This is a genomic window from Amycolatopsis sp. NPDC049252 (assembly GCF_043197175.1).
Taxonomy (GTDB): domain Bacteria; phylum Actinomycetota; class Actinomycetes; order Mycobacteriales; family Pseudonocardiaceae; genus Amycolatopsis.
On the sequence record NZ_JBICSQ010000086.1, the window covers coordinates 14769 to 33363 of the forward strand.

The 18595-nt window shown below is 71.3% G+C and carries 16 protein-coding genes; 6 read left to right on the forward strand and 10 right to left on the reverse strand.

Features of this window, described 5'->3' with window-relative positions; translation table 11 throughout:
• Nucleotides 1-192: 192 nt before the first annotated feature.
• The 3 genes from ACGFMK_RS41975 to ACGFMK_RS41985 form a co-directional block, all read right to left on the reverse strand.
• Entirely contained in the window at nt 193-1221 is a 1029-nt protein-coding gene (locus ACGFMK_RS41975; RefSeq protein WP_392775283.1) for a sigma-70 family RNA polymerase sigma factor, read from the reverse strand.
• Between the two features lie 287 nt (nt 1222-1508).
• Entirely contained in the window at nt 1509-1934 is a 426-nt protein-coding gene (gene dtd, locus ACGFMK_RS41980; protein WP_392775285.1) for a D-aminoacyl-tRNA deacylase, read from the reverse strand.
• Entirely contained in the window at nt 1931-3430 is a 1500-nt protein-coding gene (locus ACGFMK_RS41985) for a methyltransferase (RefSeq protein ID WP_392775287.1), read from the reverse strand. Before ACGFMK_RS41985 ends, dtd begins: the two co-directional genes overlap by 4 nt.
• Before the next feature lie 28 nt (nt 3431-3458).
• Here ACGFMK_RS41985 and ACGFMK_RS41990 point away from each other — a divergent pair, with 28 nt between their 5' ends.
• Nucleotides 3459-4724: an amidohydrolase gene (locus tag ACGFMK_RS41990; RefSeq protein ID WP_392775321.1), complete on the forward strand. Its 1266-nt coding sequence runs from the start codon at nt 3459-3461 to the stop codon at nt 4722-4724.
• 17 nt (nt 4725-4741) lie between these two features.
• A complete protein-coding gene (locus ACGFMK_RS41995; RefSeq protein WP_392775290.1) occupies nt 4742-5077 on the forward strand; it encodes a DUF3099 domain-containing protein in 336 nt (111 codons plus the stop codon).
• Here the strand turns inward: ACGFMK_RS41995 and ACGFMK_RS42000 are convergent.
• From ACGFMK_RS42000 to ACGFMK_RS42020, 5 genes are read right to left on the reverse strand one after another with little or no spacing between them, the layout of a single operon-like run.
• Nucleotides 5074-5946 (reverse strand): carbohydrate kinase family protein, encoded by an 873-nt coding sequence (locus tag ACGFMK_RS42000; RefSeq protein WP_392775293.1) that lies wholly within the window; start codon nt 5944-5946, stop codon nt 5074-5076. The two genes, ACGFMK_RS41995 and ACGFMK_RS42000, sit on opposite strands and share 4 nt — an antisense overlap.
• The gene (locus ACGFMK_RS42005) at nt 5943-6848 is read right to left on the reverse strand and encodes a pseudouridine-5'-phosphate glycosidase (protein WP_392775296.1); all 906 of its coding nucleotides are present in this window, start codon (nt 6846-6848) and stop codon (nt 5943-5945) included. Before ACGFMK_RS42005 ends, ACGFMK_RS42000 begins: the two co-directional genes overlap by 4 nt.
• Nucleotides 6849-6857: 9 nt before the next feature.
• Complete coding sequence (locus tag ACGFMK_RS42010; protein ID WP_392775299.1) at nt 6858-7475, reverse strand: hypothetical protein; 618 nt, start codon at nt 7473-7475, stop codon at nt 6858-6860.
• Nucleotides 7472-7738, reverse strand: coding sequence for a hypothetical protein (locus tag ACGFMK_RS42015; protein WP_392775302.1), 267 nt, complete (start codon nt 7736-7738; stop codon nt 7472-7474). Before ACGFMK_RS42015 ends, ACGFMK_RS42010 begins: the two co-directional genes overlap by 4 nt.
• Before the next feature lie 23 nt (nt 7739-7761).
• Nucleotides 7762-8550, reverse strand: a complete 789-nt coding sequence (locus ACGFMK_RS42020) for a sporulation protein (RefSeq protein WP_392775305.1) — start codon at nt 8548-8550, stop codon at nt 7762-7764.
• 67 nt (nt 8551-8617) lie between these two features.
• On the opposite strand from ACGFMK_RS42020, the gene ACGFMK_RS42025 reads away from it, so the two are divergent.
• Nucleotides 8618-8860 carry a DUF3039 domain-containing protein gene (locus ACGFMK_RS42025; RefSeq protein WP_323334871.1) on the forward strand — a complete coding sequence of 81 codons (243 nt, stop codon included), beginning with the start codon at nt 8618-8620 and terminating at the stop codon, nt 8858-8860.
• Between the two features lie 168 nt (nt 8861-9028).
• A complete protein-coding gene (locus ACGFMK_RS42030) occupies nt 9029-9865 on the forward strand; it encodes a hypothetical protein (protein WP_392775308.1) in 837 nt (278 codons plus the stop codon).
• Between the two features lie 128 nt (nt 9866-9993).
• Here ACGFMK_RS42030 and ACGFMK_RS42035 read toward each other — a convergent pair whose 3' ends face one another.
• Nucleotides 9994-13149, reverse strand: coding sequence for an efflux RND transporter permease subunit (locus tag ACGFMK_RS42035; RefSeq protein WP_392775311.1), 3156 nt, complete (start codon nt 13147-13149; stop codon nt 9994-9996).
• Between the two features lie 88 nt (nt 13150-13237).
• Nucleotides 13238-14413, reverse strand: coding sequence for a YihY/virulence factor BrkB family protein (locus ACGFMK_RS42040; RefSeq protein ID WP_392775313.1), 1176 nt, complete (start codon nt 14411-14413; stop codon nt 13238-13240).
• Between the two features lie 220 nt (nt 14414-14633).
• Between ACGFMK_RS42040 and ACGFMK_RS42045 the strand changes: the two genes are divergently transcribed.
• Nucleotides 14634-16373 carry a DEAD/DEAH box helicase gene (locus tag ACGFMK_RS42045; protein WP_392775315.1) on the forward strand — a complete coding sequence of 580 codons (1740 nt, stop codon included), beginning with the start codon at nt 14634-14636 and terminating at the stop codon, nt 16371-16373.
• Between the two features lie 954 nt (nt 16374-17327).
• Nucleotides 17328-18467 (forward strand): sugar ABC transporter substrate-binding protein, encoded by a 1140-nt coding sequence (locus tag ACGFMK_RS42050; protein WP_392775318.1) that lies wholly within the window; start codon nt 17328-17330, stop codon nt 18465-18467.
• Nucleotides 18468-18595 lie beyond the last annotated feature (128 nt).

Here is an 18595-nt window from a genome sequence, read left to right on the forward strand (position 1 = left end):
AGTCAACGCTGCCGAACGGGTGTTGCCGCGGGTTGCTACCCAGGACAGGTGGGGCCCAAACCCGGGTTTCGTGGCTTATTTTCCGATCATGCCCCTGAACTGCGGGAACGAGACCGGGGCCGGGCACGAAAACGGGGCGGGCACGCACCGTGTGCGTACCCGCCCCGTTCGAGGTGCTCTTGTTCGAAGTGACTAGCTGGCGTAGGCGCGGAGCCGGTCCGCGCGCTCACCCTGGCGGAGCTTCGACATGACCTCGCGCTCGATCTGGCGGACGCGCTCGCGGGAGAGCCCGAAGTGCTTGCCGATCTGGTCGAGCGTGCGCGGCTGGCCGTCGTCCAGGCCGTAGCGCAGCCGGATCACGTGCTGCTCGCGGTCGTCCAGCGTCGCGAGCACGCGGCGCAGGTCGTCCTGGAGCAGGCTCGAGATCACGGCGCTCTCGGCGTCGGTCGCCTCGGAGTCCTCGATGAAGTCACCGAGCGGGGCGTCCTCCTCGGTGCCCACCGGCATGTCCAGGCTTACCGGGTCACGCGAGTGGTCGAGCAGGTCGGAGATCTTGTGCGCCGGGATGCCCGACTCGGCGGCCAGTTCCTCGTGCGTGGCGTCGCGCCCGAGCTGCTGGTGCAGGTCGCGCTTGATGCGGGCCAGCTTGTTGACCTGTTCCACCAGGTGGACGGGCAGCCGGATGGTGCGGCCCTGGTCGGCCATGCCCCGCGTGATGGCCTGCCGGATCCACCAGGTGGCGTAGGTCGAGAACTTGAACCCCTTGGAGTAGTCGAACTTCTCCACCGCGCGGATCAGACCCAGGTTCCCCTCCTGGATCAGGTCGAGCAGCGGCATCCCCCGGCCGGTGTAGCGCTTGGCCAGCGACACGACCAGCCGCAGGTTGGCCTCGAGCAGGTGGTTCTTCGCCACGTGCCCGTCACGGACCAGAGCCGACAGCTCGGTGCGGCGCTTGGACGTGAGGTTCTCCCCGGTGTCCAGCATGTGCTGGGCGAACACGCCGGCTTCGATGCGCTTGGCGAGCTCCACCTCGTCGGCGGCGGACAGCAGTGCCGTCTTGCCGATGCCGTTGAGGTAGACGCGCACCAGGTCGGCGGCGGGGCTTGGGGCGTCGAGGTCGCCTTCGGCGAACGCCCCCGCGCTCACCGGCTCCTCGGACGTCTGAGCCGGAATACGTTCGCGAATCCCGCGCGACTCGCGTTCGAGAGTCTGGACTGACATTCTGCCTCCCCGGTCACGGGCTGAACGTGCTGCGGTGGGTCACGCCGGGTGCGTACCCGCGGACCGAGGCCTGTGGAACCCGGTACGCCGGTCCGGCCGGCTTGGCTGGACATCTGGTGCAACGCTCCGGGTTCCCGAAACGTTCCCGGCTCGCTGTAAAAGGAGACGGCTGCCGGAGCCTTCCGGTTGCTCCACCAATGCTGAGCTTTTGCTGAGAAGGATCAGTGACCGGGAAACCTGAGAAGACCTTGAGAATTCGGTCAGGAAGTGAACCGTCCCGTAGTGGTCTAGACCTCTACGAGAACTGTGAACGGACCGTCGTTCACGCTCGAGACCGCCATCATCGCCCCGAAACGCCCCGTTTCGACGTGTGCGCCGCGCTCGCGCAGGCCGGCGACCACGGCGTCCACCAACGGCTCCGCGACCTCCGGCCGGGCGGCCTGCGTCCACGACGGCCGACGCCCTTTCTTCGTGTCGCCGTAGAGCGTGAACTGGCTCACCACGAGCAACGGCGCATTCACCGTGGCGCATGATTCCTCGTCACGCAGGATGCGCAGCTCGTGCAATTTGCGCGCCATCGTGGCGGCCTTCGCCGCGTCGTCGTCCACGTGGATTCCCAGCAGCACAAGCAAACCGGGTTCGGTGAGGGCACCGGTCACCTCGCCGTCGACCGTGACGTCGGCCCGGGAGACCCGGGCGGCGACCGCCCTCACCGGCCCGCCGGGACGAGCATGCCGTGCCGGACGAGCTCCCGGACGACGGGCAGCGCGGCGGCCGCCAGTTCGTCCGCTTCGAGCCCCTGGGCAGCCGCCAAGAGCTCGATGAGGTCCTCCAGGGGCAGGGCGCCGCGGCAGCCCGCGAGCAGCCGTGCGGCCAGGTCGTCGACCTCGTGCTGCCAGCCGGGGCCGTCGGTGCGGTGCAGCCGCCGGATCGTCGTCGTCCAGCCTTCGTCGCCGGGTTCCTCGACGCTTTCCAGCAAAACGGTGTCGGGTACCACAAAACGGACATCCAGCAATGAATCGGAATTGCGCAGCCACTCGACGCGGTCCAGCCAGCCGGCCGCCTCCGGGCCCAGCGGGTCGTCGTAGGCCTGCCGGAGGTCTTCGCACACCACGGCCGGCGTGCGCCCGGCCGCGCGCCGCAGCGTCACGAAGCCGAAGCCGATGCCCCGGACGTCGTGGGCGGTGAACCAGTCGAGCCACGCCGCCGCCTTCGCCCGGCCTTCGGGGGAGCGCGGGTCGATGCCCGCGTCCCGCAGCCAGGTGCCGACGTAGAGCGCCGGATCGGCGACGTCGCGCTGGACGAACCAGGCGTCGGTCTCGGCGGGCAGCCAGCGGCTCACCCGGTCGGCCCAGTCCTCGTCGCCGGTGTGCAGCCAGGAAGCCAGCAGCTGGCCGACGCCGTCGTCGTTGAGGAACCCGGGCAGCTGCCGCACGACCAGCGCGCTCGCGTCGTCGCCGGCCAGCCCGGAGTCGCGGTAGGTGTAGTCGACGCGCGCCGGCCCGACCACGAACGGCGGATTGCAGACGACCTGGTCGAACTTCCGCCGCGCGACCGGCGCGAACCACTCGCCGCGCACGAGTTCGACGTCCAGCTCGTTGAGCCGGAAGGTCGCCGCGGCCAGGGCCAGCGCCCGTGCCGAGACGTCGGTGGCGGTCACCCGCTGGGCGTGCCGGGTCGCGTGCAGGGCCTGGACGCCGTTGCCGGTGCCCAGGTCGAGCAGGGTGCCGACCGGGCGGCGGGTGGTCGCGCGGATCAGCGACAGCGACGCGTGGCCGACGCCGAGCACGTGGTCCTCGGGCACGGTGGCGCCGAGGACGTCGGCGTCGAGGTCGGAGACGACCCACCAGGAGCCCTCCTCGTCGCCGTGCGGGCGGACGTCGAGGGCGGCCCGGTAGCCGCCGGCGACGGTGTCCAGCAGGCCCGCGGCCACGGCATCTTCGGGCGTCAACGGCGCGAACGCGGCCTTGACCGCGGTCTCCGGCTCGGTCCCGCCCAGCAGGAAGAGCCGGATCAGCGTGCCCAGCTCACCGGCGTCCCGGCTCGCCCGGTCCGCCGGCTCGGGCTCGCCGCGGCCCAGCGCCGCGTGGGCGGCGCCGCCGAGGGCGGCGACCACGCCGTCGGCGTCGTAGGCGGTGCGCCGGAAGGCCTCGCGCAGCCGCGCGCAGACGTCGTCGTTCAGGTCGGGCAGTACGCTTCGCGTGCTCACGGTGGGTAATGCTGCCACGATGGCCCTTGTGACCCTCGACGACGTCCTCACCCCGCTCGACGCGGCGCTGCCCGAGCTCGAAGCGCTGTACATCGACCTCCACCGCCACCCCGAGCTCTCCTTCGCCGAGACCCGGACGGCGGCCGAGCTGGCCCGGCGGCTGGAGCGCGACGGCTACGAGGTGCACACCGGCATCGCCGGCACCGGGGTTCTGGGCGTGCTGCGCAACGGCGAGGGCCCGACGGTCCAGCTGCGTGCCGACATCGACGCGCTGCCGGTGGAGGAGAAGACCGGGCTGTCGTACGCGAGCACCGAACGCGGTACCGACGAGCACGGCACCGACGTCCCGGTCATGCACGCCTGCGGGCACGACATGCACGCCACCTGGCTCTCCGGCGCCGCGGCGCTGCTCGCGAAGGGCCGCGACACGTGGTCCGGCACGCTGCTCGTGGTGTTCCAGCCCGGCGAGGAGAGCGCGGGCGGCGCGTCGGCGATGGTCCGCGACGGCCTGTTCGACATCGCCGGGACGCCCGACGTCGTGTTCGGCCAGCACCTGGTGCCGGGTCCGGCGGGCTGGGTGCTCACCCGGCCCGGCGTGATCATGGCGGCCACCGACACGCTGCGGATCACCCTGCACGGCCGCGGCGGCCACGGTTCCCGCCCGGAGACCACCGTTGACCCGGCCGTGCTGGCCGCGTCCGTCGTGCTCAAGCTGCAGACGATCGTCTCGCGGGAGATCGCCGCGACCGACTCCGCCGTGGTCACCGTCGGCTCGCTGCACGTCGGCACCGCGAGCAACGTGATCGCCGACGACGCCGTGCTCGAGGTCAACATCCGGTCGTTCGACCAGGCCGTCCGCGAGCGCGTGCTGGCCGCGGTGGAGCGGATCGTCAACGGCGAGGCCGCGACGGCCGGCGCGCCGAAACCGCCCGAGATCACGCGGTACGGGTCCTACCCGATCACGGAGAACGACGAAGCGGCCACCAACGCGCTCGCCGAGGTCTTCCTCGCCCACTTCGGGCCCGAGGTGACGATGCCGGCGCCGCTGATCACCGGCAGTGAGGACTTCAGCGAGTTCGGCCGCGCGGCCGGCGCGCCGTCGGTGTTCTGGCTGGTCGGCGGCTTCGACCCGGAGACGGTGATCACCGCGATGACCGAGGGCCGCTTCGAGCGCGACATCCCGTCCAACCACTCGCCGCGGTTCGCCCCGGTGCTGCATCCGACCCTGCGCACCGGTATCGAGACGCTCGTCGCCGCGGCGTTGAGCCGGTTGGCCCACCCAGGTGTCGCGTGAGCCACCGGGGTGCGACCATGGACAGCGGAGGTGGTGCAGTGACCATGCCCGCCAACGACTCGGACCCGGTGCTGATCACCGGGGCGGCCCTGTCGTACGAAGAGCAGTTCAGGGCCCGCAAGCGCAAGTACGTCATCATGATGGCCTGCCGCATCCCGTGTCTGATCCTCGCCGGGCTGACCTACCACGTGTGGTGGCTGGCGCTCGGCTTCCTCGCGATCTCGGTGCCGCTGCCGTGGATCGCGGTGCTGATCGCGAACGACAGCCCGCCGCGCAAGACCGAGAAGGTCAACCGCTTCCAGGCCGAGCCGACCGCGATCGAGCACACCACCCACCGCGTCATCGACGGTTAGCCGGGCTGCGGGCCCACCTTCCCGACGGCCAGCGCGCCCAGCCGCGTCCCGTGGCGCAGGACGTCCACAGTGGACTCACCGGCCAGCCAGCCGGTGAGCACACCCGCGTCGAACGCGTCGCCCGCGCCCGTCGAGTCGACGCAGTCGGCCTCGATCGCGGGCACGCTCGTAACACCCCCGTCGTCGACCCAGCTCGCGCCGTTCAGGCCGGCGGTGACCACCACCGCGCCCACCGCGGCGAGCAGCTCCTTCGCCGACGCCGGGTCCGCCGAACCGGTCAGCGCGACCAGTTCCTCGGTGTTCGGCAGCAGCAGGTCGACGCCGCGCACGTCGTCGAGGAACGCCGCCGGGTCGGTGATGTGCGCGGCCGCCTGCGGGTCGACCGACGTCGTCAGGCCCAGCTCACGGGCGAGCGCCAGGGCGGCGAGGCCCGCGGCGCGCGACGGCGGGTCGAGCAGCACGTAGCCGGACAGGTGCAGGTGGCCCGCCCCGGCCAATGACTCCGGGGTGACGTCCCCGGGCGCGAACCGCTGGTTCGCGCCGCGGTCGGCGAGCATGCTGCGCTGCCCGGTGGCGTCGACCATCACCACGACGCAGCACGTCGGCGCCTCGGGGTCGACCGCGAACGCGCAGCGCACGCCCGCGGCCTCCAGCTCGGCCTTGATCAGCCGGCCGCCCGGGTCGTCGCCGATGCGCGCGAGCAGCGTCGTGTCCGCGCCCAGCGAACGCAGCCACAGCGCCGTGTTGGCGCCCGAGCCGCCGCCGGTGAACCGGATCTTCGCGCGGGCGTCGCCGCCGTGCGGCAACGGCTTGTCGTGCCGCGCGATCACGTCGAGGGCCGCGTCGCCGACCACCACGATGCCGGTCATGCGAGCGCCACCGCGACCTCGGTCGCGAGCTTCGCGTTGTTGAGCACCAGCGCCTCGTTCGCGTCGATGCTCACGCCGCCGCTCGCGGTGTGGAAGTGCTCCAGCAGCACCGGCGTCACGCCGGCGCCGTGCACGCCCCGCTCGGCCACCAGCGCCAGGCCCTCGGCGAGCAGCCGGTCGTGCAGCTCTTTGTCCATTTCGGACGCTTCGGGGATCGGGTTCGCCAGCAGGACACCGGAAGTCGCGTACGCGCGGTGCGCCGCGACCACCGCGGCGGCCTGCTTCGCGTCGTCCACCCGCCAGCCCACGGCGTGCCCGGACGAGCGCAGGTAGAACGCCGGGAAGTCGTCGGTGCGGTAGCCCAGCACCGGCACCGAGTGCGTCTCGAGGACTTCGAGGGTCGCCGGGATGTCGAGCACCGACTTCACGCCGGAGCACACGACCACGGTCGGCACCTTCGCGAGCACGCCGAGGTCCGCCGAGACGTCCCAGGACTGCGCGGCGCCGACGTGCACCCCGCCGAGGCCGCCGGTGGCGAACATCCCGATCCCGGCCGCGGCGGCCAGCGCCGACGTGCTCGCCACGGTCGTCGCGCCCGAGCGGCCGAGGCCGACGGCCGGACCGAGGTCGCGCAGCGACAGCTTGTCCAGGCCGGCGTCCGGCGCGCAGACGCGTTCCAGCTCGGCGGGGGAGAGGCCGACGACGACCCGGCCGTCGAGCACGGCGATGGTGGCCGGGACGGCACCGCCGTCGCGCACCACGCGCTCGAGGCGGCGGGCGACGTCGAGGTTGCGGCCCGGCGGCAGGCCGTGGGACAGGATGGTGCTCTCCAGCGCGACGACGGGGTGCCCGTCACGCAGCGCGGAAGCGACCTCTTCGTGCAGGTTGAGTGGGGTGGTCACGAGGAACCATCATCGGTGATCGGGTTGCTCGCGGCGCCGGCGGGTCAGCTCGGCGGTCAGGTTCTTTTCCGCGGCGGTCGCCCAGCGTGCCCGCGCCGCTTCGCTGCGGTAGAGCGTCCGCGCCAGCATGCCTTCGAGGACGGCGATGCGCCCTTCGCGCCAGACGCCGTCGGGGTACTTCGCGTACTCCTGGCGCACGGCTTCGGCGTACACCGCGTACTGCGCTTCGGGTGCGCCGAGGATGGCGAGGTCGGCGTCGAGCAGCGCGGTGGCGAGGTGGTCGCCGGCCGGCGCGTCGTGCTTGATCGTGGCCAGGACCAGGCCTTCGACGCGCTCGATGTGCTCTTCTCGGACGCCTTCCAGTGCTTCCCGGGCCCACGCGGCACTGGCCCGTTCGTCTTCACCGGGCTTCGCGTCGTAGACGACGTCGTGCGTCCAGGCCGCGACGGCGACGACGGCTCGATCGGTTTCGCCGAGCCCTCCGGCCAGCCAAGCGGAGTCCCGCGCGACGGCCGTCGCGTGCGCCAGCGTGTGGTAGCGGCGGTGGGGCTCGCCGTAACGGGCTTCGAGCCGGGGCCAGGCGTCGGGCTCGCCGCCCAGCGTGGCGATCGCTTCGGCCCACTTCACGGGAACGTCCAGCGGGCCGGGGTGGTCGTGAAGTCCTTCTCCCGCAACCCGATCACCTTCTCCGGCTGCAGCCGCATCGAGGCGTTGGCGGCCTCCCGCAGCGCCGCCGGATCGGTGCCGACCTCGGCGGTCCCCTCGACGACGACCGGCTCGTACGGGGCGTCCGTCGCGAGCCAGAAGTCGTGGGACGCGCGCAGCCGCTCGTCGGCCCACGACCACGGCAGCAGTCCCTCGCCGGCGGCCGCGATGCCGTAACCGGGCATGTGCGGACGGTGCGTCTCCACGGCTAGTCGAAGATCCCGCGCGGGCGCGCCACCTGGTCGAACCAGTCTTCGAGCTGCTTCTCCCAGTTGACGTCCGGCTTCATCGTGAACAGGCCGAGGAAGTCCTGGCCACGCCCGCCGAAGCCGCCGGTCTTGCTCACCCGGACGCGCTTGGTGACCTCCAGCACGACGTCGGTGCGTTCCGACGACGTCAGGAACGTGACCGCGACCTGGGAAAAGATGCTCGCGAAGCGCGGCGAAGGCGCGAAGCGGATCTCCTGGAAGAACGCGAGCTGCTGGTTCGCGCCGTTGATCCGGCCCTGTTCGAGGATCGCCTCGCGGAAGACGAAGCCGGTCCGGCTCAGCGCGTCGAGGACCCGCTTCTGCGCCGGGATCGGCTCGATGGCGACGGCGTCGGCGTCGAACGGGTCGGACACCGCCGCGGCCAGGTCCAGCTCGGCCCGCACGCCGACCGCGGTCCCGGTCAGCGGCTTGCCGAAGACGCTGGTGACCGGCGTCTCCCAGGGCAGCGGGATCTCGAACGGCACGCGCACCTGCTGGCCGGCGCGGATGGTTTCGCGGCCGACGAGGTGCTGGGAGCCGAACGGGAGGTCTTCGGTCTTGTCCTCGCCGGGGACCTGGACGCGGGCCAGCAGCGTCACGTCCAGGCCGTTGATCTCCTGGTCGACCTCGCCGCCGAGCAGCAGGACCTCGCCGTGCAACGGGCGGCCGGGGGCGGCCGTGCGGTTGAGCAGGCGGGCGTCGATCTTCGCGCCGCCCGAGCCGAACGTCGCGAGCACCTTCTGGAACATGCCGCCGATCCTGCCGGGTCGAGGGGCTTTCGTACGCGCTTCCGGGGGACTGGGGCACAATGGCCGGGTGAGCACCGAGACGCTGACGAAGCCGGAAACCACGCCCGAGGGCACGGACACCACCGACGACGACACCCCGAAGATGTTCCACTACGTGAAGAAGGCCAAGATCGCCGAAAGCGCGGTCATGGGCAATCACGTGGTGGCACTCTGCGGCGAGGTCTTCCCGGTGACGAAGTCGCCGAAGCCCGGTTCGCCGGTCTGCCCGGCCTGCAAGGAGATCTTCGACGGGCTCCGCAAGGGCGACTGACCTCATCCCGTGACCCCCGGCTGACGCTCGTCCGCCGGGGCCGGGGTGTGTCCGGAACCGGACAGATCGCCGAACAAACGTGAAAATCATTCATTCGTCGGGTGCGTGAGGCCCGGGAGTGCTGGTAAATCCTGCTCGCCAGGTTTTCCCACTCCCACCGGAGGCGTCATGCGCAGAACCGGGATCGTCGTCGCCGTAGCCGCCCTGCTCACCGTGTTCGCGCCCGCGCTCGCGCAGGCCGTCACGGGCTGGTCGGAGGTCGGCAAGGACCAGGCCCGCGCCCTCGACGAGAGCCAGGGCCTCGCCACGATCGTCCGCCCCTCGGGCACCACCATCCGCTACACCGGGATCAGCACCATCCCGGCCGACCTGAGTTCGCAGGGCTGGAACCACGTCGGCGACCCCGGCTCCGCCCAGGGCTGGTACGTCGAGCCCTACCAGCGTGACGACCGGGGCGCGAAGCTTTTCCGCGTCCAGGCCCCGGACGGCACCTGGGCGAACTACAAGCACAACCTCGAGTCGTGGGAAGCGAACAACAACTCCTTCGCCGCGGTCTCACCCGACGCGCGCTGGCTGGTCGCGGGCGAGTACGGCACCATGGACCGGCTCCTGGTCCACCCGATGCCCGGCGTGGTGGCCACCGACCCGGCGCAGAACCTGCCCTACGCGTCGGCGATCCGGCTCGACCACCCGGTGCGTGACGTCCAGGGCTGCGACTTCCAGACCGCGACCCGGCTGCTCTGCGCCTCCGACGACCCGGACGGCAGCCTGTTCGGCACGACCAAGCCGCTGCTGCAGGTCGACCTCGCCGGCGGGCTCAACGGCTCCGACGTCACCGGCCACGTCACCTCGCTCGGCCAGCTGCCGCTGCGCAGCGGCTGCTCGGGCACGTTCGAGGTCGAGGGCATCGACTTCGACGAACGGGACAACACCCTGCGCGTGATCGTGATGTCGCCGAGCATCTGCATCGTCTTCGACAGCATGACCTACCGGTTCCAGCAGTAACGGCGAACTCGCGTACCCAGGCGGCGAACATGCGTGCCTGAATGGACGACACGCCGCACCCGGCTCGGGTGCGGCGTGTCGTCCATCGGTGTACGTGTGTCGTCCGCCTGGGTACGCGTGTCGTCCGGTCAGGCGGTGGGGGCGGGGTCCAGGGACTCCGACTCCGGTGCCTCGACCGGGTGCTTGCGCGCCTCCCGCTTCGCCCGGCGGCGCTCCTTGCGGGTCTCGACCATCGTGTAGAGGGTCGGGACCAGCACCAGCGTCAGCAGGGTCGAGCTGACCAGGCCGCCGATCACCACGATGGCCAGGGGCTGGCCGATGAACCCGCCCTGGCCGGTGATGCCCAGCGCCATCGGGATCAGCGCGAAGATCGTCGCCGCCGCGGTCATCAGGATCGGCCGCAGCCGGCGCCGGCCGCCCTCGGTGACGGCGTCGGCGACGCTCATCCCCTCGGCGCGGTACTGGTTGATCAGGTCGATCAGCACGATCGCGTTGGTTACGACGATGCCGACCAGCATCAGCATGCCGATCAGCGACGGCAGGCCGAGCGCGGTGCCGGTGGCCAGCAGCAGCCCGATCGCGCCGGTCGCCGCGAACGGGATCGACACGAGCAGGATCAGCGGCTGGATCAGGCTGCGGAACGTCGCCACCATGATCAGGAACACGATCGCGATGGCCGCGAGCAGCGCCAGGAAGAGGTTCGAGAACGCCTCCTGCTGGTCCTGGCTCACGCCGCCGAGCGAGTACGCCGCGCCGCCGGTGAAGGTGAGACCGTCCAGTTTGGACTGGATGTCCGCGGTCGTCTTGCTCAGGTTGTCCCCGGTGTTCTTCGCCGTGACGGTGGTGCTCAGGTCGCCGCCGGTGCGGTGCACCGACGCCGGGCCGTCCACAGTGGACACCTTGGCCACCTCGTCGAGCCGGACGACGCCGGCCGGGCCGGGGATCGGCAAGCCCTTCACCTGGTCCACGGTCACCGGCGCGGTGCCGGCGCGCAGCACGACGTCCGTGCGCTGCCCGTCGACCGGGAGCTGCGTCACCGTGCGCCCGGCGATCGCCTGGTTGGCGACCTGGCCGATGGTGCTGGCCGACAGCCCGTGCGCGGCGGCCGCGGCGGCGTCCACCTCGACCTGCACCCGCGGCGAGCCGACGGACAGGTCGCTGGTCACCTCGGTCAGCCCGGACACCCCTTGCAGCGCCTGCTGCACCTGGTCGGACGCGGGCTTCAGCGCGGCCTCCGACGGCGCGGTCACGGTGACCGAGACCTGGTCGGAGTTGAACCCGGAGGCGTCCGCGCCGATCTTGATCTCACCCAGCTCGGGCCGCGAGGTCAGCTTGTCGCGCAGCCGGCTCGACAGCGCGTCGAGGTCGGTGTCCTTCGCGACGGTGACCGAGATGCTGGTCGCCGTGCCGCCGCCCCCGAAGCCGCCGAACCCGCCGCCACCGCCGACGCTGACCTGGTAGGTCTGCACCGCCGGCTCGGCGGCCAGGGCCTGCTCGACCGCCGTGGCGGCCTTCTCCTTGGCCTCGACGCTGGTGCCGGCGGGCAGCTTCTGCGTCATGTTCAGCGTGGTGCCGCCGGACTGGTCGAGGAAGTTGGTGTTCAGCCGCGTCGCGAGCCCGACCGTGCCGGCGAAGATCAGCAGCGCCAGCAGGACGACGGTCAGCCGCCGCTTGGTGGCGAACCGGATCACCGGGAGGTAGGCGCGCTGCAGGAGGCCGCGGCGTTCCTTCTCGACGGCCGCTTCGCGCGCCCGCTCGGCCTCGAGGGCGTCCGCCGGGATCGCGGGCTGCTTGAGGAACCAGTACGCGAGCACCGGGACGACCGTCAGCGACACGAGCAGCGAGGCCAGCAGCGCCACCGTCACCGTGATGGCGAACGGCGAGAACAGCTCCCCGACGAACCCGCCGACGAACGCGATCGGCAGGAACACCGCGACGGTCGTCAGCGTGGACGACGTCACCGCGCCGGCCACCTCGCGGACGCCGTCGAGCACCGCCCGCTGCTTCTCCTCGCCGTACGCGAGGTGGCGTTTGATGTTCTCCAGCACGACGATCGAGTCGTCGACCACCCGGCCGATCGCGATGGTCAGCGCGCCGAGGGTGAGCAGGTTCAGCGACAGGTCGCCGGTCCACAGCGCGAGCAGCGCGACGACGACCGACAGCGGGATCGACACCGCGGTCACCAGGGTCGAGCGCACCGACAGCAGGAACAGCAGGATCACGATCACCGCGAACGCCAGGCCCAGCAGGCCTTCGGTGGTCAGGCCGCTGATCGCGTCCTTCACCGGCGTGCCCTGGTCGAACACGACGCTCATCTCGGAACCGGTCTTCTTCGCCAGGTCGGGCAGCTTGTCGCGCACCGCCTGGGAGATCGCGACGGCGTTCCCGTTGTCCACCATGGTGATCGACAGGCCGAGGCTCGGCTTGCCGTTGGTGCGCGTGATCGACGTCGCCGGCGCGAAGCCGGTCTGGACGTCGGCGACGTCACCCAGCTTCACCGGCCCGCGCGCCGGGGTGCCCTGACGAGCCGCCCCGGAAGCCGCGCTGGGCGTGAGGTACAGGTTGCGGATCGTGTCCACAGTGGTCTGACCGCCGCCGACCTGGACCGACAGCGTCTTGTCGCCCTGGGTCAGCGTGCCGGCCGGGACCGCGGCGCCCGCCGTCTGCAGCGTCGTGGCGATCGACGCCGGGTCGACCCCCGCGGCGGCCAGCTTCGCGTAGTCGAGGGTGATCGTGACGCGCGGCTGCTGCACGCCGGTGACGGTGACGGTGCGGACACCGTTGATCTTGCGCAGCTCCGGCGCGACCTGGTCGGTCAGCGCGGGGGCCAGCTTCTGCGGGTCGCCCGCGGTGCCGGCGGCGACCAGGACGACCGGCAGGTCGTCGGTGCTGCCCGCGGACACCGACGGCGCGGAGTTCTGCGGCAGCCGGGGCTGGACCTGGTTCACCACCTGCTGGATCTGCGAAACGGAGGCGTCGATGTCGGTCCCGAACTCGAACTGCGCGACGATCCGCGACACCCCGTCGGACGACGTCGAGTTGAGCTGCTCCAGGCCTTTCAGGCCCTGGAGGCCGCCTTCGAGGGGTTCGGTGACCTGCTTGTCGACCGCGTCCGGCGACGCGCCCGCGTACGCCGTGACGATCTGCGCCTGCGGGAACTGCAGCGACGGGAACAGTTGCTGCTTGATCTGCGGCAGCGCGAAGGCGCCGAAGCCGACGACGACGAGCGCGAGCAGGCCGATCAGGCTTCTGTTGCGCAGGCTCAATCTGGCCAGCACGGACATGACTTGGGAACCCCCTCGGGAACGACGCGGCGACCGACGCCTGCGTCAGTGACCCGCAGAGCCTCCCATGTCCGAACTGAGGAGCGACTCAGTCTGTGGGTGGATTCCGGGTGGTCCCTTCGGATGACGATCCACCCTGAGCTGCGCTGGGTGCCGGTTCCGGTGCGCTGGGTGACGGTCCGTCCTCATCGGACGGTGCCTCGCCGCCGGACTTCGTGGCGCCGTTGGCGTCCTCGGGGCGGGGACGCCGCAACGGCGTCGTCGAACGCTCCCAGAGCTTGCGCCCCTCCTCCGAGCGCAGCCGCTCGGAGGCGCGTTCCATCTCCAGCCGGCGCCACTTGCGGCGCTGCCGCCGGGTCGCCTTCGCCGGCCACAGCTCCTGGATCGCGCTGTTGAAGTAGGCCCCGCCGACCACGGCCAGCCCGATGAAAAACATCAGCAGCAGGAACGCGATCGGCGCGGCCAGCGCGCCGTAGGTGTAGCCGGTCTTGGTGATCCAGTTCAGGTAGACGCGCAGGCCGACCGAGGAGAGCAGGAACACGACCATGGCCAGCACCGCGCCCGGCAGCCCGCGGTGCCACGGCAGCTTCCGCGGCAGCGCGAGCTTGTACAGCGTGGTCAGCGCGAGGGTGATCACCACACCCAGCGTCGGGAAGTAGAGCGCGCCGACCCACGACGACACGGTCGGGCGCCAGTTGCCGGGGAAGAACTCGGGCAGCAGGTCCGGGCCGATCGCCAGCAGCGGCAGCCCGACCACCAGGATCACCAGGCCGCACAGGTACAGCAGCAGCGCGAAGATCCGCTGCCAGACGTCGTTGCGGACGCCGTACTGGTCGTGCGCGACGGTGATCGCGTCCACGAACGACGACATCGCCGACGAGCCGGCCCACAGCGAGATCAGGAAGCCGACCGAGACGATCTCGCCCTTGCCCACGGTGAGGATGCTGTTCACCGTCGGTTCGATGATGTCGTGGACGGCGTTGGCGCTGAACACGGTCTTGCAGAAGCCGATGATCCGGTCGTGCACCTGGGCCACGACGTCCTGGCCGAACCACTCGCCGACGAAGCCGAGGCTGCCGAGCAGCCCCAGCAGCAGCGGCGGCAGCGAGAGCGTCTGCCAGAAGGCCGCCTCCGCGGCCTCCGAGAAGATGTTGCCCTCCCACGCCTTGCCGAGCGTGCGCGTGACGAGACGCCACGGCCCCTTGCGGGCCACCTTCGCCGTTTCGTCCACGGCAACGACCTCACCCATGACGGTGTCCAGCATGGTCCATCCGTGGGGATTTGGCTCGTCACGCCCCCTGCACCCGGGCGTGTCGGGTGACATCACCCGTGCCGGTGCCCGGAACTGTCGGACCCGGCCGGTAGACTCGCTGGAGTGCCCTCACCGCAGTCGCCGACACCGAAGTCGGTACCACAGTGAGGGTTTTCGCACGTCAAAGCACGTGAGCGGCACTTGAACGGCACTTGAGCGAGGGGGGACCGGCATGACGGGGACGCAGCTCGGGGCGCCTCCCGCGGAGAAGGACTCGACCGCGCGCCCGCTGCGGGCGTGGCAGCGGCGGGCACTGACCAAGTACCTGACGACCGGTCCCAAGGACTTCCTCGCGGTGGCGACGCCCGGCGCCGGCAAGACCGTGTTCGGCCTCCGGATCGCCGCGGAGCTGCTGTCCGACCGCACGATCGAGGCGGTCACCATCGTCACGCCGACCGAGCACCTGAAGCACCAGTGGGCGGCGTCGGCGGCCGCGGCCGGGATCCAGATCGACTCGAACTTCCGCAACACCACCGGCGTCACGTCGTCGGACTACAACGGCGTCGCGCTGACGTACGCGCAGGTCGCGGCCCACCCGACACTGCACCGGGTGCGCACCGAGAACCGCAAGACCCTGGTCATCCTCGACGAGATCCACCACGGCGGCGACGCGAAGTCCTGGGGTGACGCGATCCGCGAGGCCTTCACCCCGGCCGTGCGGCGCCTGTGCCTGACCGGGACGCCGTTCCGCAGCGACGACTCGGCCATCCCGTTCGTCACCTACGAGCCCGACGCCGGCGGTTTCCAGCGCAGCAAGTCCGACCATTCCTACGGCTACGCCGACGCGCTGGCCGACGGCGTGGTCCGGCCGGTCGTCTTCCTCGCCTACTCGGGTGAGGCCTCCTGGCGCACCAGCGCGGGGGAGGAGTTCACCGCCCGGCTGGGCGAGCCGCTGACCGCGGAGCAGAACGCCCGGGCGTGGCGCACGGCGCTCGACCCGGCCGGCGAGTGGATCCCGGCGGTGCTGCACGCGGCCGACACCCGGTTGTCGCAGGTCCGCCAGAGCGTGCCGGACGCGGGCGGCCTGGTCATCGCCACCGACCAGGAGTCGGCGCGCGCGTACGCGAAGATCCTGGAGCGGCTCTCGGGGGAGATGCCGACGCTGGTGCTCTCGGACGATCCGAAGGCCTCGGGCCGGATCAAGGAGTTCTCCGAGACCACCGAGCGCTGGATCGTGGCCGTCCGGATGGTCTCCGAAGGCGTCGACGTCCCGCGGCTCGCCGTGGGGGTGTACGCCACGAGCGCGTCGACCCCGCTGTTCTTCGCCCAGGCGATCGGCCGCTACGTGCGAGCGCGGAAGAAGGGGGAGACGGCGAGCGTCTTCCTGCCGTCCGTGCCGGTGCTGCTGGAGCTGGCCAGCGAGCTGGAGGCGCAGCGCGACCACGTGCTGGGCAAGCCGCACCGCGAGCAGGAGGGCTGGGAGGACGAGCTCCTGGCCCAGGCCAACCGCACCGAGGACGAGCCGGGCGAGGAGGAGAAGGCGTTCACCTCGCTGGGCGCCTCGGCCGAGCTGGACCAGGTCATCTACGACGGCAACTCCTTCGGCACGGCGGTCTTCTCGGGATCGGACGAGGAGCAGGAGTACCTCGGCCTGCCCGGCCTGCTGGAGCCCGACCAGGTCCGCGCGCTGCTGCGCAAGCGGCAGGAAGAGCAGATCGCCGACGAGAAGCGCCGCAAGCCGAAGGCGGAAGAGGCAGCGCCCCCGGCGCCGGCCCGCTCGGCCTCGGTGAGCGAGCGGCTCGCAGCGTTGCGCAAGGAGCTGAACGCCCTGGTCGGCATGTACCACCACCGCACGAAGAAGCCCCACGGCGCGATCCACAACGAACTGCGCCGGGTGTGCGGCGGCCCGCCGACCGCGATGGCGACGATGGAGCAGCTCGAGGAACGGATCGTGACGCTGCGCTCCTGGTGAGTCCGGCGCGGCCTGGTCTCGCAGCAAGTCGTGAGTGTCGGGGCGGACCGTGTTTGGTCATCCACCGCCCCGGGGTCCGCGGCTCGGTTGCGGCGAGGTCGGCACCCGCGGACCGCAACGGCCACCACGCCGGCCAACCCGGGCGTGTGGGTCACTGTGGTCAGCGGGCCGGCCGTTCCGGGCGGCGTGTCGACTGTCCCGCGCGGGCCGCGACCAGCACGAGGCGGAGGTCGGGAAACGCAGCTCCGCCAGAACCCGACCAAACACTCACGACCCCGCCGGCCGGGCCCGTCAGCTGCGCTCGCCGGCAGCTCCGTCAGGGGCCGTTCCCGACCCCGTCGCAGGTCAGCCGACCGGTCCGGGCCACGTCGGACCCGACCGCCGCGTTCACCCCTTGGTGAGCCTCTCGAACCCCGCCGATGTCGCCCGAGAGGCTGAAGTTCGGCGGTCACCGTCCGTTCCCTCGACCCGGCCGTGACCTCTGTGACGCTGCGTACCGGCCTGTCACCCGCACCCTGCCCCTTCGTCCCGGGCCGGGGAGGGGTTCGGGCAGGCCGTCCGAAAGGTTTCGCAAGTCGGCGACCAGGCACGGGCGCGATCGGTGGGATCACCACCATCTCGCCGCCGCCCACGCTCGGTGCCCGGCAGGTCGGCGGCCGGGCTACCTTCGCGCCGTCAAGAAACCTGGATGTAACACACGGTGAGTGCTGGCGATCACATCGTCAGCGGATCTACTCTTTCCGGGCGAGGTTCAGCGCGTGTTGCCGAACCGTGTCCAATTGGTGTCATTTAATCGATCCAGCTATCTTCCCCGCAGCCGCTCAGCGGCATATGTTGTCGCCCACAACATATGCGCGTCGGTGCGCCGGGGGCTCCTCCGGATCACCGCCCCGCAAGGCCCGAGACGACGTCGAGGGCCACTCGTCACAATGCTTGGATCCGGAAGGAACGAGGATGCGCAGCAGAACCCTTACCCTCCTCGCCGCCACGGTGAGCACCGGCCTGGTGCTGACCGCTTGCGGTGCAAACAGTTCGGACAGCGGGGGCACGGGGAGCAGCTCCGCTTCCTCGTCCGCCCCGGCCGCCGCCGGCGGTGCCTCCGGCAAGGTCGGTGTCATCCTGCCGGAGACCGCCACCTCGGCCCGCTGGGAAGCGTTCGACAAGCCGATGCTGACCGCCGCGCTGACGGCACAGGGCTTCGAGGTCGACGTCCAGAACGCCCAGGGTGACAACCAGAAGTTCTCCACCCTGGCGGACGGCTTCATCAGCTCCGGCGTCAAGGTGCTGGTCATCGCCCCGGGTGACCCGGCCGTCGGTGCCGCGGTCGAGGCCAAGGCGAAGACCGCGGGCATCCCGGTCATCGACTACGACCGCCCGAGCCTCGGCGGGTCCGCCGACTACTACGTCTCGTTCGACAACGAGAAGGTCGGCCAGCTGCAGGGCCAGGCCATGGCCGACGCGCTGAAGAGCAAGGCGGGGGCGGGTGTCGTCCAGATCGAGGGCGCCCCGACCGACAACAACGCGACGCTGTTCACCAAGGGCCAGGACACCGTCCTCGAGCCGCTGTTCTCGGCGGGCACGCTCAAGCGGATCCAGAAGCAGCCGATCAACGACTGGGACAACCAGCTCGGCGGCACGACGTTCGAGCAGATCTTCACCGCCAACGGCGGCAAGGTCGACGGCGTCGTCGCGGCGAACGACGGTCTGGCCGGCGCGGTCATCACCATCCTCAAGAAGAACGGCCTCAACGGGAAGGTCCCGGTCACCGGCCAGGACGCCACCGCCGACGGCCTGATGGCGGTCATGCGCGGCGACCAGTACATGACGGTCTTCAAGCCGATCAAGCAGGAGGCCGAGTCCACCGCCAAGCTGGCCGCCGCCCTGGCCAAGGGTGACACCGCCGGTGCTTCCGCGATCGCCACGGGAACGCTCCACGACCCGAAGGGCAACCGCGACATCAAGTCGGTGCTGCTGACGCCGCAGACGATCCTGGCGAAGGACGTCAAGACCGTCGTCACCGAGGGCTACGTCAAGGCGAGCGAGATCTGTGGTGGCGACCTCGCCGCCAAGTGCGCCACGCTCGGCATTTCCTGAGCCGCCGGCAGTACCCATGAACAGCCGGGGCCGGGGGCCCCCCCCCCCCGCCCCGCCCCCCCCCGGCCCCCCCCCCCCCCGGCGCGGGCCCCCCGGCCCCCCCGCCGCCCCCGCCCGCCGCCAAAAAG

What these genes read in the sequence shown, in the direction of transcription:
- ACGFMK_RS42045 (WP_392775315.1), top strand. Translation starts at nt 14,634, where the DNA reads ATGACGGGGACGCAGCTCGGGGCGCCTCCCGCGGAGAAGGACTCGACC.
- ACGFMK_RS41975 (WP_392775283.1), bottom strand. Translation starts at nt 1,221, where the DNA reads ATGTCAGTCCAGACTCTCGAACGCGAGTCGCGCGGGATTCGCGAACGT.
- ACGFMK_RS42020 (WP_392775305.1), bottom strand. Translation starts at nt 8,550, where the DNA reads ATGTTCCAGAAGGTGCTCGCGACGTTCGGCTCGGGCGGCGCGAAGATC.
- ACGFMK_RS42030 (WP_392775308.1), top strand. Translation starts at nt 9,029, where the DNA reads ATGCGCAGAACCGGGATCGTCGTCGCCGTAGCCGCCCTGCTCACCGTG.
- ACGFMK_RS42035 (WP_392775311.1), bottom strand. Translation starts at nt 13,149, where the DNA reads ATGTCCGTGCTGGCCAGATTGAGCCTGCGCAACAGAAGCCTGATCGGC.
- ACGFMK_RS41995 (WP_392775290.1), top strand. Translation starts at nt 4,742, where the DNA reads ATGGACAGCGGAGGTGGTGCAGTGACCATGCCCGCCAACGACTCGGAC.
- ACGFMK_RS42040 (WP_392775313.1), bottom strand. Translation starts at nt 14,413, where the DNA reads ATGCTGGACACCGTCATGGGTGAGGTCGTTGCCGTGGACGAAACGGCG.
- ACGFMK_RS42050 (WP_392775318.1), top strand. Translation starts at nt 17,328, where the DNA reads ATGCGCAGCAGAACCCTTACCCTCCTCGCCGCCACGGTGAGCACCGGC.
- ACGFMK_RS42015 (WP_392775302.1), bottom strand. Translation starts at nt 7,738, where the DNA reads ATGCCCGGTTACGGCATCGCGGCCGCCGGCGAGGGACTGCTGCCGTGG.
- ACGFMK_RS42000 (WP_392775293.1), bottom strand. Translation starts at nt 5,946, where the DNA reads ATGACCGGCATCGTGGTGGTCGGCGACGCGGCCCTCGACGTGATCGCG.